At 37.2% G+C, this 15,655-nt stretch carries 16 protein-coding genes; 7 read left to right on the top strand and 9 right to left on the bottom strand.

Going from position 1 to position 15,655, the window contains the following annotated elements:
• Positions 1 to 144 precede the first annotated feature (144 nt).
• Positions 145 to 723, top strand: a complete 579-nt coding sequence (locus F960_RS16510) for a hypothetical protein (RefSeq protein ID WP_004867731.1) — start codon at positions 145 to 147, stop codon at positions 721 to 723.
• Between the two features lie 64 nt (positions 724 to 787).
• On the opposite strand, the gene F960_RS16505 is transcribed toward F960_RS16510, so the two are convergent.
• Both F960_RS16505 and F960_RS16500 read right to left on the bottom strand, forming a co-directional pair.
• Positions 788 to 1,162, bottom strand: coding sequence for a hypothetical protein (locus F960_RS16505; RefSeq protein WP_004867728.1), 375 nt, complete (start codon positions 1,160 to 1,162; stop codon positions 788 to 790).
• 94 nt (positions 1,163 to 1,256) lie between these two features.
• A complete protein-coding gene (locus tag F960_RS16500) occupies positions 1,257 to 2,666 on the bottom strand; it encodes a D-2-hydroxyglutarate dehydrogenase (RefSeq protein ID WP_004867727.1) in 1,410 nt (469 codons plus the stop codon).
• Positions 2,667 to 3,072: 406 nt separating this feature from the next.
• Here F960_RS16500 and serA point away from each other — a divergent pair, with 406 nt between their 5' ends.
• Positions 3,073 to 4,305, top strand: a complete 1,233-nt coding sequence (gene serA, locus F960_RS16495; protein WP_004867722.1) for a phosphoglycerate dehydrogenase — start codon at positions 3,073 to 3,075, stop codon at positions 4,303 to 4,305.
• Positions 4,306 to 4,421: 116 nt separating this feature from the next.
• Complete coding sequence (locus F960_RS16490; protein WP_004867719.1) at positions 4,422 to 5,300, top strand: EamA family transporter; 879 nt, start codon at positions 4,422 to 4,424, stop codon at positions 5,298 to 5,300.
• A gap of 125 nt (positions 5,301 to 5,425) precedes the next feature.
• Here the strand turns inward: F960_RS16490 and F960_RS16485 are convergent, their stop codons facing one another.
• Both F960_RS16485 and yccS read right to left on the bottom strand, forming a co-directional pair.
• Positions 5,426 to 5,710, bottom strand: a complete 285-nt coding sequence (locus tag F960_RS16485) for a DUF3817 domain-containing protein (RefSeq protein WP_004867716.1) — start codon at positions 5,708 to 5,710, stop codon at positions 5,426 to 5,428.
• Positions 5,711 to 5,868: 158 nt separating this feature from the next.
• Entirely contained in the window at positions 5,869 to 8,019 is a 2,151-nt protein-coding gene (yccS, locus tag F960_RS16480; protein ID WP_035374271.1) for a YccS family putative transporter, read from the bottom strand.
• Positions 8,020 to 8,239: 220 nt separating this feature from the next.
• Here yccS and F960_RS16475 point away from each other — a divergent pair, with 220 nt between their 5' ends.
• A complete protein-coding gene (locus F960_RS16475) occupies positions 8,240 to 9,643 on the top strand; it encodes a DUF2252 family protein (protein WP_004867710.1) in 1,404 nt (467 codons plus the stop codon).
• 106 nt (positions 9,644 to 9,749) lie between these two features.
• Here F960_RS16475 and sodC read toward each other — a convergent pair whose 3' ends face one another.
• From sodC to F960_RS16460, 3 genes are all read right to left on the bottom strand, one after another.
• Entirely contained in the window at positions 9,750 to 10,301 is a 552-nt protein-coding gene (gene sodC, locus F960_RS16470; RefSeq protein ID WP_004867708.1) for a superoxide dismutase family protein, read from the bottom strand.
• A 106-nt stretch (positions 10,302 to 10,407) separates the two neighbouring features.
• A complete protein-coding gene (locus tag F960_RS16465) occupies positions 10,408 to 11,532 on the bottom strand; it encodes an AI-2E family transporter (protein ID WP_004867706.1) in 1,125 nt (374 codons plus the stop codon).
• A 117-nt stretch (positions 11,533 to 11,649) separates the two neighbouring features.
• The gene (locus tag F960_RS16460) at positions 11,650 to 12,294 is read right to left on the bottom strand and encodes a ParA family protein (protein ID WP_004867703.1); all 645 of its coding nucleotides are present in this window, start codon (positions 12,292 to 12,294) and stop codon (positions 11,650 to 11,652) included.
• Between the two features lie 130 nt (positions 12,295 to 12,424).
• Here F960_RS16460 and F960_RS16455 point away from each other — a divergent pair, with 130 nt between their 5' ends.
• Positions 12,425 to 12,892 carry a Holliday junction resolvase-like protein gene (locus F960_RS16455; RefSeq protein ID WP_004867701.1) on the top strand — a complete coding sequence of 156 codons (468 nt, stop codon included), beginning with the start codon at positions 12,425 to 12,427 and terminating at the stop codon, positions 12,890 to 12,892.
• Positions 12,893 to 12,968: 76 nt separating this feature from the next.
• Here the strand turns inward: F960_RS16455 and F960_RS16450 are convergent, their stop codons facing one another.
• On the bottom strand, positions 12,969 to 13,598 hold the full coding sequence (locus F960_RS16450) for a class I SAM-dependent methyltransferase (RefSeq protein WP_004867698.1): 630 nt from the start codon (positions 13,596 to 13,598) through the stop codon (positions 12,969 to 12,971).
• Positions 13,599 to 13,829: 231 nt separating this feature from the next.
• Here F960_RS16450 and F960_RS16445 point away from each other — a divergent pair, with 231 nt between their 5' ends.
• Positions 13,830 to 14,390: a hypothetical protein gene (locus tag F960_RS16445; RefSeq protein ID WP_004867697.1), complete on the top strand. Its 561-nt coding sequence runs from the start codon at positions 13,830 to 13,832 to the stop codon at positions 14,388 to 14,390.
• A gap of 163 nt (positions 14,391 to 14,553) precedes the next feature.
• The gene (locus F960_RS16440) at positions 14,554 to 14,979 is read left to right on the top strand and encodes a protease inhibitor I42 family protein (protein WP_004867694.1); all 426 of its coding nucleotides are present in this window, start codon (positions 14,554 to 14,556) and stop codon (positions 14,977 to 14,979) included.
• Between the two features lie 137 nt (positions 14,980 to 15,116).
• Here the strand turns inward: F960_RS16440 and F960_RS16435 are convergent, their stop codons facing one another.
• On the bottom strand, positions 15,117 to 15,647 hold the full coding sequence (locus F960_RS16435) for a hypothetical protein (RefSeq protein WP_004867693.1): 531 nt from the start codon (positions 15,645 to 15,647) through the stop codon (positions 15,117 to 15,119).
• Between the last annotated feature and the right edge of the window lie 8 nt (positions 15,648 to 15,655).

Below are 15,655 nucleotides of genomic sequence, written 5' to 3'. Positions count from 1 at the left end.
TAACGAGGCTCTTATTTACAATATAATTCTATTCCTATGAACATATAATAATTTTTCATTTTTTAATACTTTTTTCTCAATTTATGTATTTATGGCTAATATGAACTAAAATATATGGATGATTTATAGAATATAGCAATCGTTATGCCTGTTAGTTCAAACCAAGAAATTTTAGATCAAATCATAAGAATCGCTAAGAAAAATAGTTATAAGAATCAATCCAATTACCTTTTATCCTATCCATACTTTATTGAATATTTTAAGAATAATGAAATAATTACACTTGAAAATATTGTCATCGGAATTAGTTTTACATATTCATGGATGCCAACTATTTTAAAAACAATTGAATTAAAAAATGCTGAAGATATATTAAGAATTTTAAATAACGTAAAAAAAGGAATTTTAATAAAAGAAACAGAACTTTGGATCTTAAAAAAAACTTTTAATAACTCACTAGTTGGAACTTCAAAATTATTACATTTCATTAATCCTGAGCAATATGCCATATGGGATAGTCGAGTTTTTCAATTTTTATATCATGAAAAACCATATAAATATAAACTTGAACAACCTGCACTTTATCTTGAATATTTACAGCTCATCCAAAACTTAATTGATGAAACAAATTTCGATATTTTCTTTCAACTAATGACTAAGAGTATTGGATATCAAATTTCTCCATTTAGAGCACTAGAATTGGCATTTTTTATCGGAGAATAATTGAATCACTCCCCTCTATTAAGATAATTGAGGGGAGATTTTAAATGTTGATTTTTAATCAGGATCAAGAGCATTTCGCTTTTTGGAAAGATTTAGTATTGCCACGCATACATTGATATTCTTTTTGAGTATTGACACGTTGCCAGTGACCATCTACATTTTTAAAGCTATAAACAGTACGGATTGAACGCACTGAATCATCAAGCAAATTGGTTTCTGTCAATTTAACTTCGGCGACCGTTGGATTTTCCACACGGTTAAAATATTGACGTAGTTCAACAGTCGAAAGATTACGTTTTAAATCACTACGTTCATTTAACACTTGGGCAAGGGGAGTATCGGAGTTTCCACCGCCAACTTTATTTACTAAATTTTTTGTTGTCGCACAGCCTGAAAATGCGCTTAGGCATAGAGCTGAAATTATCCATATGTGTTTCATTAAGTTATTCCCCAAATGATTAAGGCATAGCCATATGATGCTATGCCTTAACAATTTACACTATATTAACTGTGTAGCTAAACAGCTAAATGATTTATAAATCGAATAATTTACCAGGATTCATGATGCCATTTGGATCGAACACTTTTTTCAAAGCTTTCATATATTCGATCTCTTCTGCACTGCGTGTATAACCCAAATATGGTTTTTTGGTCATACCTACACCATGCTCTGCTGAGATAGAACCATCATATTTTTCAACAGTTTCAAAGACATATTTGTTGACATGCTGGCATTTATCAAAGAATTCATCTTTAGATAAGTTTGCAGGTTTTAAAATGTTTAAATGCAAATTGCCATCACCGATATGACCGAACCAGCAAATTTCAAAGTCAGGATAATTTTCAGCCACGATCGCATCAATTTCTTTAATAAATGCAGGAACGTGAGTGATTAGAACCGAGATATCGTTTTTGTATGGTGTAAATGGTGCGATCGTTTCAGAAATATCTTCACGTAAACGCCATAAGCTATGCACTTGTTCTAAGCTTTGGCTCATCACACCATCAAGTACCCAGCCTTGTTCCATGCAATGCTCAAAGATTTCCATTGCAGCATCCATGATTGGCTCATAAGGTGCTTCAAACTCAAGTAAAACATAGAAAGGGCACTCTGTTTCAAATGGACGTTGCACGTGACCACGATCAATCACTTTTTGCATTGCAAGTTCACCGAAGAACTCAAAAGCAGTCAAATCAATTTTCTTTTGGAATGCGTGTAATACAGGCATGATCGCATCAAAATCAGGTACACCGAGTACCATCACTTGTAAATCATGTGGTTCACGTTCAAGTTTGATTTCAGCTTCTGTCACCAAACCTAAAGTACCTTCACCGCCGATAAATAAATGCTGCATCGCATAACCAGTGGCATTTTTGATCATGCCTTTGTTTAAACGTAGCACATCACCTTTACCTGTCACGACTGTTAAACCAAGTACCCAATTACGTGTCATACCGTATTTGATTACTTTGATCCCACCAGCATTTGTCCCGATATTCCCGCCCATTTGAGAAGAACCTGATGATGCAAAATCAACTGGATAATACATACCCTGATCAGCAGCATAGTTTTGCAACTGTTCAGTCACAACACCTGCTTGGATACGAACCATGCGATCTGCTGGGAAAAATTCTAAAATTTGGTTCATCTTGTCGAAACTAACAACAATTTCACCATTGGCAGCAACAGCACCAGCAGATAAGCCAGTACGACCGCCCGACGGAGTAACGGCTACGTTAAATTGATTTGCCAATTTTACGATGGACTGAACTTGTTCAGTTGAAGACGGAAAAACGATGACTGACGGGTTTGGATCAAAATGTTTAGTATGATCTTTTCCCCAATTTTCTAAGCTATCAGCATCAGTTTTAATGCGGTTTTCACCTACAATTTGAGTCAATTGGGTCAATAATTCAGGTGCTATCGTTACTGGAGCATTCATCGTTGTGCGGACCTAGCGAGATTTAACAAGTGATTTGGCGGTTATAGCGCTGTATTTCCAAGCTTTTATTGAAAATAAATATTTAAAATAAAACTTGAAGATGCAATTTTTTGAAAAGATGAAAATAATTCATTTTTTCATCATTTAGCGACTAATTAAGCGACATTTTACCCTTAAGATAGATCACGATAAAGCACAGAATAGATCTTCACTCATTACATTTCATAAAAATAAAGTCTATTTAACTGAATATTTTTGCAAAAGTTGTGCAAAAAAAGCCTGTTTTACCCTGATAATTCCCTGTGTAGATAAAATATCCACTTTTAAAGTCATAAACGAAATTTCTATAGACCTGTGTCTATGGTATCATACTGCGACTAAATTTGGCCTTTGTAGCGGAGCCGTAATGAGCCAACATCTTTCACTACCTAAAGATAAAATTCGTTTCTTGTTGTTAGAAGGCGTACACCAAAACGCTATCGACACTCTAAATGCTGCTGGATACACCAATATTGATTTTCGCAAAACTGCACTTGAAGGCGAAGCCCTAAAAGAAGCCGTTAAAGATGCGCACTTCATTGGTATTCGTTCCCGTACGCAATTAACTGAAGAAGTCTTTGAAGCTGCGAACAAACTCATCGCAGTAGGTTGTTTCTGTATTGGTACAAACCAAGTCAACCTTGATGCAGCAATGGTACGTGGTATTCCTGTATTTAACGCACCATACTCAAATACTCGTTCAGTCGCTGAATTGGTACTTGCTGAGACTATTCTTTTACTTCGTGGCGTACCTGCAAAATCAGCTTCAACTCACCGCGGTGGTTGGAACAAATCTGCTGTAGGTTCGTTTGAAACTCGTGGTAAAACACTAGGTATCGTGGGTTACGGCTCAATCGGTTCGCAACTTTCTGTACTTGCTGAAAGTTTAGGTATGCACGTTATTTATTATGATGCAGTCACTAAACTTCCTATGGGTAATGCACGTCAAGTCGGTTCTTTAGACGAATTACTTGCTAATGCTGACGTCGTAACACTGCATGTTCCTGACGTTCCTTCTACTCGTAACTTCTTTGCTAAAGACCAGTTTGCGAAAATGAAAGAAGGTGCAATCTTCTTAAATGCAGCACGTGGTACATGTGTTGTGATCGAAGACTTGGCTGATGCGATCAAATCTGGTCACATCGCAGGCGCAGCTGTAGACGTATTCCCTAAAGAACCAAAAGCAAATGGCGAAGAATTCGTTTCTCCACTTCGTGGCTTAGATAACGTGATTTTGACTCCACACGTTGGTGGTTCGACTATGGAAGCGCAAGCCAACATTGGTCTTGAAGTTGCTGAAAAATTTGTTGCATATTCTGATAAAGGTATGACTTTATCTGCAGTGAATTTCCCAGAAATCGCACTTCCATTGACTGAAGGTAAACACCGTTTACTTCACATCCATAAAAACGTTCCAGGTGTATTATCAAAAATTAACACCTTGTTCGCTGAACACGGTATCAACATTTCTGGTCAATCATTGATGACTAAAGGTGATGTTGGTTACTTGGTTATGGACGTAGATGCTGCTGCTTCTCATGAAGCACTTGATATGCTTCATGACGTTGAAGGTACAATTCGCGTACGCGTTTTATTCTAATTTAATTTAGAATCAGAACCACAGGCTTCGGCTTGTGGTTTTTTATTGGAAGTATCCTCGTCACTTGATCTTCATTATTCCGCTATATATTGAAATAAAAAGTAAATTTAGTCTCTATGCTGAATTTTAAAAATACTCCACATCTACAAGCACTGATCTTTTTGTTTATCGCAATGATCAGTATGCAAAGTAGTGGCTCCTTGGCAAAAATATTGTTCGGTCAATTTCCAGTTTTGACCGTTTCAGTAATGCGTCTGCTTTTAGGATCACTAATTTTGGCGGTATTTTTTAAAATTTGGCGCGTCGATTTTAAGTCGGTCAATTGGAAATCAGTTGCCACTTATGGGATCGCTTTGGCAGGGATGAATGCTTTATTTTATCTGTCTATCGCTAGATTGCCATTGGGAATCGCCGTTTCATTTGAGTTTATCGGCCCACTTAGCGTTGCGCTTTTTCATGCCAGACAAAAATTTGATTTTGTTTGGGTTGGGCTTGCGATCTTGGGTATGTTTTTATTATTTCCCTTTGATCAAGCGGCTCAAAGCCTTGATCCAATTGGTATTGCGTATGCGCTCGGGGCGGGTGCATGTTGGGCGATGTATATCATTTCAGGGCAAAAACCGACAGGAATTTCAGGCAATCACACCGTTTGTCTCGGGATGTTTATCGGGATGTTGTGTTTGATCCCGATTGCGATCTATGCAGGCATGCCTTTCGCTGTTTTTGAACCTTCAAATTTTGTTTATTTTATTGCTTTGGCTGTGTTGGCAAGTGCTTTACCGTTTTCTTTGGAAATGATGGCACTACGCAGTTTAACGCCTTTGGTTTTTGGTACATTGACCAGTTTAGAGCCTGCGATTGCAGCACTTTCAGGCTTTGTATTTTTAGGTGAAAAACTACTTTGGACGCAGTGGTTGGCTTTATCTGTGATTATCGCTGCTTCGATTGGCTGTACTGTGACGACCAATCGAGCGAAAAATAAATTGGAAAACTAAACTAAAAAATCGAACTAGAAAACCAAACTAGAAAGCAAAATTAGAAGACTGAGTTTGAAGTCTTAGTTAGAAAAAGAAAAAGGTCGTTATATATACGACATTGATCCATGTATCTCGATGTTGAATTAAGATTCGAATTGCTTGATTTTTCGATCAAAAATAAAAGGACCAAAAGGTAGGATTGATGCAATTAATCCCATGATAAATAAGCGATTTGACCATTTCATTTTTTGGCAAACCCAATATAAAAGTGCTACAAATGCAATAAATAATACACCATGCCCCATACCCACATGCTTAACCCAGATTGGATTGTCCCAAATATATTTCAATGGCATGGCAACAAATAATAAAAGTAAAAACGAAATCCCTTCCAAAAATCCAACTATACGCAAAGTCTTAACATTCATGGCTTTTACATAAATTAAAATGAGAATTAATCTCGATAATATCCTAATTAAATGAAAAATAGAATAAAAATATCGGTTTTGAAACATTCAGTGAAGATTTAAAGTAAAACGGCTAAAACGATAAATAGCGCTAAACTATTTGCGTTTTACTGTATTGATTACTTAATTTCTAAACCTAATAAAATGGATTTTAAATTTAATAATTCAGGTAATGTTTCAAGTAATAGACTGATTTGCTTCAGCGTCAATAACAGCTCATCTGATAGCGTTTCTTGTTCGCTGAGAAGCATAATTTCAGACAATTTCATTTGTATTTGTTCTTCATCTATGTCTTTTTGCTCAATCAGAACATCGGTCAATGTTTGTTTGCACCAAAGTAATAAATCAATGATTTGTTGATCATGTATTTCTGCACGATGGCTTCCCAGCGCAGAGATATAGCTTAACTGGCTATGGCTATACACCAGATAGCGAAAAGCATGATGTACAAGTTCTTGATTTGGATTAGGTTCTGTACTCAAACTCGAAATCATACTGGAAAGTTCAATTTGCGCATTGTGCGCTGCTCGGCGAGCTTTTCGATAATCAATACTGTTATTACGTCCATGTAAGTATTGCTCGACGATTGCATCAAAATAATCTAGTGTTGCTTGACTGCTTTTTTTAATGTTGTTGGAAATATTGCGGAAATCCCAATCTGGCCAGATGAAACTCACTGCAAACCAAGCTATGAAACAACCTAAAATAGTGTCGATAATACGCGGTAAAATGATCGCATAACCTGCACCTTTCAAGTTAAAAATCAATAAAACCATTAAGGTCGCCATCAGAGTTGCCATGGCATATTTTTTAGAGCGCAGATAGAAAAAGTACACACCAAAAACAATGGTAAGCACCAATTGTCCGACGACACTCGGTACGAAATAGAGAATTGGAATCCCTAATACAACGCCAAGTACAGTACCTAAAGTCCGCAACTTTAAACGACTTTTGGTTGCAAAATAGCTGATTTGGCAAACAAATAAACTGGTCAATAAGATCCAATAACCATTTTTGGCAAAAGGTAAAAGTGAGATCGCATAACCCACAGCAAAGACAAAGCCAATCCTGACTGCATGTCTGAATAGGGCAGATTTAGGACTGAGATGTTGTTTTATTTTGAGCCAAAAATCGGCAAAACCGTGTATATCATCATCAAGTAGGTTGAGATTGTCCTGATGTTGTTGATAGTTTTGACGATATTGTTGTTGCTCAATGCTTAGATTTTCAAATTGTTCTTGTAGATTTTTGAGATTGCGTAAAATCAACAATAAGTTTTTAACTTCCCTATTGTTGGGGTTTTGCGCAATCCAATCCTGCATAGAACTTTGTAATTGATCTAAGACATATTGGTGGTTTGGATCAATTTGAAAATTTTCACGATTGAGCACAGATTCAGCTAGTTTTTGGCAAGCCACAGCATGCATTCGAATATTTTTTTGAATGCGATAGATCAAATCTGTACGACTAAAATTACGCTGTACTTGCTCATAATGTAGATAATTAGATGTTGCCTGCTCATGTATATCTTGGGCGAGAAAGTATAAGTTGAGTCCATAAATGGTATTTTTATTGGCTCGAGATGCTTTTAGACGTGTCAAAAGCGAGGCTTTAGAACTATTTAAACATTGGACAACTTGGCTATTTTTAATGGATAAGTCATATAAAAGCTGTTCGACATTGTCTGAATTATCAGGATCAAAAAGTCGTGCTTTACACATCAACATTTCAGATATTGCAGTAAAACTATTGTATAAATTGTCTTGAACGGCTTGGGTCGGTTTGAGTAGATAAAAAACAATAGAACTTAGACCATACCACAGCGCACCTACCACGAAATAAGTCGGTTGAAAGTACCAAACATGTGGCTCACCTAAGCCAAACATGGTGTAAATAGAGAGTAAGATTGTGCCAAAAGAGATCGTTGCATAACGCTGTCCCAAAGCACCCATCAAGATAAACGCTGCACTAGACAGTGATAAATATAGGATAAACAGAAGCTTATAGGGATATAAAAACTCTAAAATGGTACTGACACTAAAAAATAGGACACAAACAAAAAATAGATTGCGTAGACGGATACTTAAGCGATCGTCAAAATCAGTTAAAGCAGTTGCAATAGCACCCAAAGTGACAGGGACAATAAGTTGTTGTAAGCCTAAAGAGTATAGACCTAAGGTTGTACCTGTTAATACGATAAATATCTGAAAACAATATATAAAAATAGAGTTTATTTTAAAGTGCTGAAACAATAATTTTAGACTGTTCACTTTTTTTAAGATGATTTTAGCGTGATCTATAGCCTGAGCTTTTTTATACAAACTGTCAAATATTATAGGAAAATGGATGTGAAATTTTCAGATAAACTTATTGGTTATTTAAGTCATTTGATCGTGAAAAATACAACATTTGTTATACAACAGTTCATGTAATTTTAATCTCACTATGTGCAAAATATAACAATAGATCAAAAAGCTTGGACTTTAAAAAATGACAAAAAAACCAACTTCAGAAATTAAACAACCCGCACATAGAAAGGCTGAGTTGGATGAGCGTAGAAATCTAAAAATGGCGAAGTCCATTCATCGTTATGTCCGTGGAAATACTGCCAAATATTATGAATGGCTAGAAAATGCAGATATAAGTTCTATTCCCCAAGGACCTGCGATTTGGATTTGCGGTGATTGTCATACAGGCAATTTGGGACCGATTGCCAATGAAAATGGCGATATTGAAATCGAAATACGTGATCTAGATCAAACGGTGATCGGCAATCCTGCAAATGACATTATCCGTTTGGGACTGTCTTTGGCGACTGCGGTTAGAAGTTCTGATCTACCGGGGATTGTCACGGCTGAAATGATTGAATCTCTTTATGCTGGTTATGTGCATGCATTGGAAACCAAAGGTCGTCCAACTGAAGATTTTGTTCGTCCAAAATTGATTCATAGTGTGATGAAAGAAGCGATGCGTAGAACTTGGCAAAGCTTGGCAGAAGAACGCTTGGAGGGTTTAAAGCCGAAAATCACATTAAATAAGAAGTTTTGGCCATTAAACAAAACTGAAATTAAAGAAATCAAATCGATGTTTGAAAAACAGGATATGACCGAACTCGCGACCATGCTGAAACATCGAGATTCATCAAGTCATGTGACGGTTTTGGATGCTGCATATTGGGTGAAAGGCTGTAGTTCTTTGGGGCGTTTACGTTATGCAGTGCTTTTAGATTTTGATGATCGTGTCGTCGATGGCGAAGGTTTTTGCCTGATGGATTTAAAAGAGGGCACGACTGCATTGGCACCACGTTATTCAGATGCGGAAATGCCGAAGGATAATGCTGTACGAGTTGTAGAAGGCGCGCGACATTTATCGCCGTATTTGGGCAAACGTATGCGTGCAACGAAGTTTATGGATAAATCAGTGATCGTCCGTGAACTTTTACCGCAAGATCTTAAGTTAGAAATCGAAGGAATGGATGCCGATGAAGCTAAAGATTTAGCATTTTATTTGGCTTATGTCGTGGGGCGTGCTCATGTACGACAAATGGATGAAAAGACACGTAAATCATGGTTAAGTTTGTTGAAAAAAACTGAAGCTAAAACGATCGATGCGCCATTTTGGTTGTGGCGTAGCATTGTTGAACTGGTAAGCGTACACGAGGCAGGTTATTTGGAGCATTGTCGTCGTTATGCCTTGAGCCATCAGCGCAAACAACAAAAAGCACCTGAAGAAATTGTAAAATCTAAAAATACAAAGCTGCAAAAAGATCAGCAAGTCGTAGCTTTAAAAGAACACGTGCAGAATTTGGCAAAAGATGTCGTGCCAAAACAAAAGCCTAAAAGCCAAAAGAAAGTAGTTGAAAAGTCTACCAAGCAGAGCAAGAAAAGTGCTTAGTTTGCAGTTGTCTTTAGCTAGATGACTGTTACTAGAAAATAATCTTGAACCATAAAAAATCCCAAATTGATTTGGGATTTTTTTATTTACGTAGTGAGTACTTCGTTTAGTGAATCACACCACAGGCAATACGAGCACCACCACCGCCTAGAGGTTTTGGATAGTCAGAATAATTATCACCACCTGCATGGATCATGATCGCCAAACCCTGTATGTCAGAGAGTTTTAAACGTGGTGCCAGCATGGTTGTGTTGGCATTGCCATTTGCATCAACATTTAAAACAGGTAAATCACCTTTATGACCATCGTTTGGCGTACCGTGATGAGCCACATTGTCAGGGTTGAAATGTCCTCCAGCAGCTAAAGCAGCTGTCATTTTTCCATCCTTTTCAGCAGGTTCACAGGAGCCTTTTTCATGAATATGAAAACCGTGAAAACCAGATGGGAGATTAGATAATTGAGTTTTTATCATCAAGCCTTGCGGTGAATCTTTAAATGCAACCGTTCCAATTTCTTGTCCAATGCCTTGCTCAGAAACTAAATTCATTGTAATGGTTTGATCAGCTTGGGTATTTTTGCTCGGAGTATGTGAAGCACAACCAACGCTAAAAGTAGCAATAAGTGCACATAATGCAGAAATCTTAAAAAAAGATGACATTGCGCAGCATCCTAGATTTGTCTTGTAGTGTTTATTCAAGCAAAGCTATAGATGTCACGCAATAAAATTTAAGTATTTGAATGTATAAGTTTATTAACCAAGACCATTAATCGACATTTTTTGGCGGATCTTTGGGGTCATCAATGTCATAAGCGAGTGTGCCTTTTGGCATTTGAGTCGGTTCTATAGTCTCATGTAACCATTCACGCCAAATAGCCAATAGGATCGCCAAAATAACGGGACCGATAAACAAGCCAACAAATCCAAAACTTGCCAAGCCACCTAATACACCAAACATGATCAAGAGGAATGGAATCTGTGTTGAGCCTGAAATGACCAAAGGACGAATAACATTGTCCGAGGTACTAACGATACAAACACCCCATGCAAATACACCGATTGCTTCGATCATCAAACCTTTTGAAAGAAGCCAAACTGAAACCGCGGTATAGGCAACAGGAGTTCCGAACGGAATCAACGCCAGTATGAACGTTGCAATGGTGAGTACCATCGGATTGGGCACACCAGCAACGAAATAACTCAAACCTGCCAAAATCGCTTGAGCCACAGCTGTTAGACCAATTCCATAAACCACAGCACGCGTTGTTTCTGAAATCGTATCGAGATAATGATGAATACGTGGTCCAATGATCTTTTCTAAGGCTTTGCTCACTTGGTGCAAGATCACACGACCATCACGATAGAAGAAAAACAACGACATGACAGCAAAACACAGTTTAATGAGGTTTTTACTGATTTCATTGAGAACAAATTTGCCATAATTGAGATGCCCTTGTATCCACATCCCGATTGACTGGGACAGACTACGAGGATTCTCGTTGATATCTTGAACAATACGAGCCACTTCTTGACCAATAAACGGTAATTTTCCAATAAATTCAGGAACGTTGAGGTGCCCAGAAAGCAGTTGTTTTTGTAGATCGAAATAGAGATTTCGTCCTTCTTGTTGTAAAAGGAAGATTGCAAAAGTAAAAGGGATACCGACGACTAAAATCAGTAATAAGGTCATCAATGTAGCACTTAAAGTAGAACGCTGTTCGCCACAAAAACTTAAAATTCGTTTATAGAGTGGCCAAGTCATATAGGCAATAATACATGCCCATAGCACAGGTACGATAAAGTATTTAAGTACGTCAAAACCTAAATAGACTAAGATCAGCAATAGCCCAAATAATAAAATACGTTGTATTGATAAATTAAAATCTTGCACGAAAATCTCAAAAAATAATCAAAATGGCTATGAACTTCATATTAACCTAAAAAAAAGCTCAGACAATGCTCTGAGCTTTTTTTCTTTTTTTAAATTTTATCGGCTAAACAGTAAAAATTAGAACCAATTTGACGGATCATCAATGATTGCATCTAAAATCGGCTGCCATTGTTGTTGCATTAAAATATAATTTTTCTGAGTTTTATCGAAAATACTCAAACCTTGCATTGCCAATTGACCATAGGCGCTACGTTCAGAAATCCAAGCCACAGGTTGTTGTTCGACTTTCTCAAAAAACTGTTGAATGTCTTTTGCACTTGAACTATGCGCTTTAACGCGGTTTGCCAGTAATAAAACGTCAACTTTACCTTTTTTAATACGTTTAATATCTTGAATATGTTTGAGAAAACGACGGGTACTGTCGATATCAAAAAAAGAAGGTTGAAGCGGGGTAATGATGGCATGACATTCACTGATCAATTGTTCAGCATGTTCACCATTCAAAGCACCCGGTGCATCGATAATCAGATAATCTAAGTTTTTGGGAGCATCACCAATAGATTTCTCATGACGCCAATCCAGACTTTGAATCGGGGCTGCATTTTCAGGTCGCTGTTTAAGCCACTGTAAAGCTGATTTCTGATTGTCGGCATCGGCAAGTGCAACCTTATAGCCTTTGACTGCGAGTGCCGAGGCAAGCGTAATTGCTGTAATTGTTTTTCCACATCCACCTTTTTGATTGGCAATCAGTATTGTTTTCATCCTAACCAGCTTTTTAAATGGGTAATCGCGTTAGCTTAGATTAGCATTTTTTTGAGAAATGTTGATGACTAATGACAAAAGTCTAAAGCTTGTATTAAATTGTGCAAAATGAAAAATTTAGGAAAGCAGCATGTCCGTATGGATGGCTATGTTAATCGGTGCTTGTATCGGCATCGTTTTAACCACAATCGTATTGAGTAGTACACGAAATGGCAAAATCAAAGCTGAGTATGAGCAGTATATTGCTGAGCTTGAACTTGAGCACCAACAAGCTTTGGCACATGCACAAAAACGTAGTGTAAATACCAGTCGTGCAGTGCTCAAAGGTAAAATGGCGGAGCAGCTTGCACCGATTATGCCCGAATTTCGATATCTACCGAGTGATGCAAAGTTTTTAGGCGATCCTATTGATTATGTGGTGTTTGATGGTTATACCGATTTCCGTGATGGCGATGGTTTGGCAGAAGATATTGAAGTGGTTCTAATTGATATTAAAAGTGGCGGAGCACGTTTGACGAAGGGACAGCAAGCCATTGCTCAAGCCTTGGCAGAAGGGCGGGTGCGATTTGAAACGATTCGTATAGATTTCCAAGATTGAAAAATGTGCTAGAGAGATTTTTAAAGCATTTCTCTTGGTTTACAGATCATATTTTTAGCATGGCTTTCTAGTATTTTTAATCTAGCATTTTTTGTGCGGTCGCCATAAACATACGCCGTCCGACTTTAGGTAGTTTTTCAGCATCAAAATATTGTTTGTCTAAAAAGCTAAACTTGGCATCGTGGAGCAATTGTTCAATATTTCGGTTGAGATGGCAGCCATCCGCGATAATTTTTTGCACTGGTGTCAAAATATTTTGTAAGCGTTTCAAATTTTCATTGTCATGATATTGCACATGTTCAACTAAATGTAATACACCTGTTGGCTTTAAAACCCGATAAATTTCACTTAATGCCTGCTCAATATTGGCAATACTACACATGGTCCAAGTACTGACAATATGCTCTAGACTTTGATCTGGAAATGGTAATTTTTCAGCACTGGCTTGGATATGCTGAACTTTAAACGAGGCTTTGGCGATGCGTTCAGCTGCCAAATGGAAGACTTCAGCATTCGGCTCTAAAGCATATAAATGTTCAATATGTTGATAAAAATCTAAATTGATGCCTGTACCAAAACCTATTTCCAAGACTTGGCCTTGAATATTTCCAAGTAGGATTTGACGGCTCTGCATAAAGCTTGGCGTCTGCATAAGCTGATTCAATAAATGTGGAAAAATATGCTGCTGATAAAATTTATAGATCATTTTTAAGTTTTCTACTTTGATTTATTGATTTAAATATTATGTGAATAATAAGAAGCTGTCGACAGCTCATCGTCTGGATAAAATTTTGCCAGAAGAACGCATAAATCCAAGACAAAATAATGACGAAACTGTCCAATATTGTTACCAAAGCTTAACTTTGAATCTATTTCTGTTATATATGATACAGCGATAGAAGTTTTATGTTTTTGATGGTGAAAAGGGGATAATTCTATGAAAAAGCGTTTTATCTTCAGTATGTTAATTGCGCTGAGCACAATGCATGTGCAAGCCTCTCAATCTGTTGAATATAATATTGCCAATGGTTTAGCGCCTGCCGCTAAAGAACAAAGTATTTCAGTACTTGCACCATTTCAGGGTGATTTTCGTATTTTAGGTTCAAAAACCTACAATAATGATGAGCAAGCGAAGTTTTCTCCGATTGATTACGCAGTGACTCGTGGCTTATTTACAGCCCCTGAGATTGCCAGTCAAATTCAATTTAGCCAATATGATCGTTATCTCAATTGGCAAATGGCACGCCCACCTGTACCACCCAAATTGGCGATGCAACTGGTTTCCAATATGCATATCATTCCTGGAAATCCAGAAGTAGCCAAAGAGATCAAAAAAGTTAAACGTGGTGATTTGGTACGAATTAGTGGAAATATGGTCGAAATTAAAGACAAAAATTTAGTTTGGACTTCTGCGATCGGTTGGGATGGCTATGGTGATGGTGCTTGTAAATTGATTCAAGTCGATTCTATCTCATGGGTCGAAAAGCAAAATATTTAAAAAGCATATTTTGTCTGGTCAAATTTAAATGCTATATTTGTCCAATATTTAAGCTGAAGAATGGCTTGTTTCTATTTCAACTGAACCTATAAATAATGTGTCAGTGTGGACATGATGTCCTTTTGAAATACGGGCAAGCCGATAAGTGAAGAGAAAGTATTTAATGAAAAAGATAGTGTCCATTTCAGCTTTTATTTTGGGGTTAAGTTTTATTTTGACTGCATGCCATAACTCAAACAATTCGGGTTTGGCAAAAACTCACGAATATAATCTCAAGCGCAAATGTCCAAGTACTTTGGTAATGAAATCTGGTGAAACATTGGTGTTTCGAGCACCTGAAAACCCATCTACAGGCTTTCAGTGGCAGACCATGCAACCGACTAAATTGTTTACAACTGAAGAAATTTATACGGCCAAAGCAGAGATTAAATCAGAAGGTAAGCAAGAACTGAATGCAGAGGGTGAGCGTATTTTTCGTTTTACCGCATTGAAAGCTGGCTATGAAATTATTGATTTAGCTTCTGTACGTCAAGCAAATAGTTCACGTGAAACAGACAATATTTGGCAATGCCATGTTCGAATTTCATAAGCGCATAATTTGATTGCTACATCACAGATGATTATTTGATTTGGATCTGATCAACTCATTATGTGTTGAACCTTATGTAGATTTCTCACATTTAAACCCTTCAAGTTGAAGGGTTTAAATCATTTCAAAGTCTCGATTTATGACCTTGGTTGTGATGCTTTCCATTGCTGTAATTGTTTTTGTGCTTGGAGATATTGGTCTAATGACGAGTTTACATAAGATGCATTCGGCTGAGCTTGACGTTGTTTTAATACCGTCTGCTGACCTTCCCAATATTGATATAACAAACCTTGAATATAACGCCCTTGTTCAGTTTTAAGATCTAAAGCTTTAAGCATAGAAAATGCGGAGTTGATGACATCTTTGCGGCGTTCAATTTCAAATTCGGGTGTTAAATTGCCTTCTTTTTGCATGGTCATCAGTTCATTTTCCATCTCATCACTCATGTTGGAAAAACGTTCCTGAAAATCGATCAAAGTTGCAATATCTTTCCCATCATTTGGCGTATTGGCAAATTTTTTAGTGGGTTGCTGCTCAATTTGCTTTTCGATTTCGGATTTATTTTCGGTTGTCGTCTCCTTAGTTTCCTGTTGTTTTTGACAGGCACTCAATACTAAACAAGATGATATCGCCAAGATCAAAGCGTTTGATTTCACATGAAAAGACATTTTAATTT

The sequence above is a fragment of the Acinetobacter gerneri DSM 14967 = CIP 107464 = MTCC 9824 genome (genome assembly GCF_000368565.1).
In the GTDB taxonomy this organism is placed as follows: Bacteria; Pseudomonadota; Gammaproteobacteria; order Pseudomonadales; family Moraxellaceae; genus Acinetobacter; species Acinetobacter gerneri.
Note: the sequence above shows the minus strand (reverse complement) of the source record. Positions and strands in the feature narration are given on the sequence as shown.

Bases quoted from the DNA above. Each gene is read 5' to 3' on its own strand.
- F960_RS16510 (WP_004867731.1), top strand. From the start codon at position 145: ATGCCTGTTAGTTCAAACCAAGAAATTTTAGATCAAATCATAAGAATC.
- F960_RS16505 (WP_004867728.1), bottom strand. From the start codon at position 1,162: ATGAAACACATATGGATAATTTCAGCTCTATGCCTAAGCGCATTTTCA.
- F960_RS16500 (WP_004867727.1), bottom strand. From the start codon at position 2,666: ATGAATGCTCCAGTAACGATAGCACCTGAATTATTGACCCAATTGACT.
- serA (WP_004867722.1), top strand. From the start codon at position 3,073: ATGAGCCAACATCTTTCACTACCTAAAGATAAAATTCGTTTCTTGTTG.
- F960_RS16490 (WP_004867719.1), top strand. From the start codon at position 4,422: ATGCTGAATTTTAAAAATACTCCACATCTACAAGCACTGATCTTTTTG.
- F960_RS16485 (WP_004867716.1), bottom strand. From the start codon at position 5,710: ATGAATGTTAAGACTTTGCGTATAGTTGGATTTTTGGAAGGGATTTCG.
- F960_RS16475 (WP_004867710.1), top strand. From the start codon at position 8,240: ATGACAAAAAAACCAACTTCAGAAATTAAACAACCCGCACATAGAAAG.
- sodC (WP_004867708.1), bottom strand. From the start codon at position 10,301: ATGTCATCTTTTTTTAAGATTTCTGCATTATGTGCACTTATTGCTACT.
- F960_RS16460 (WP_004867703.1), bottom strand. From the start codon at position 12,294: ATGAAAACAATACTGATTGCCAATCAAAAAGGTGGATGTGGAAAAACA.
- F960_RS16455 (WP_004867701.1), top strand. From the start codon at position 12,425: ATGTCCGTATGGATGGCTATGTTAATCGGTGCTTGTATCGGCATCGTT.
- F960_RS16450 (WP_004867698.1), bottom strand. From the start codon at position 13,598: ATGATCTATAAATTTTATCAGCAGCATATTTTTCCACATTTATTGAAT.
- F960_RS16445 (WP_004867697.1), top strand. From the start codon at position 13,830: ATGAAAAAGCGTTTTATCTTCAGTATGTTAATTGCGCTGAGCACAATG.
- F960_RS16440 (WP_004867694.1), top strand. From the start codon at position 14,554: ATGAAAAAGATAGTGTCCATTTCAGCTTTTATTTTGGGGTTAAGTTTT.
- F960_RS16435 (WP_004867693.1), bottom strand. From the start codon at position 15,647: ATGTCTTTTCATGTGAAATCAAACGCTTTGATCTTGGCGATATCATCT.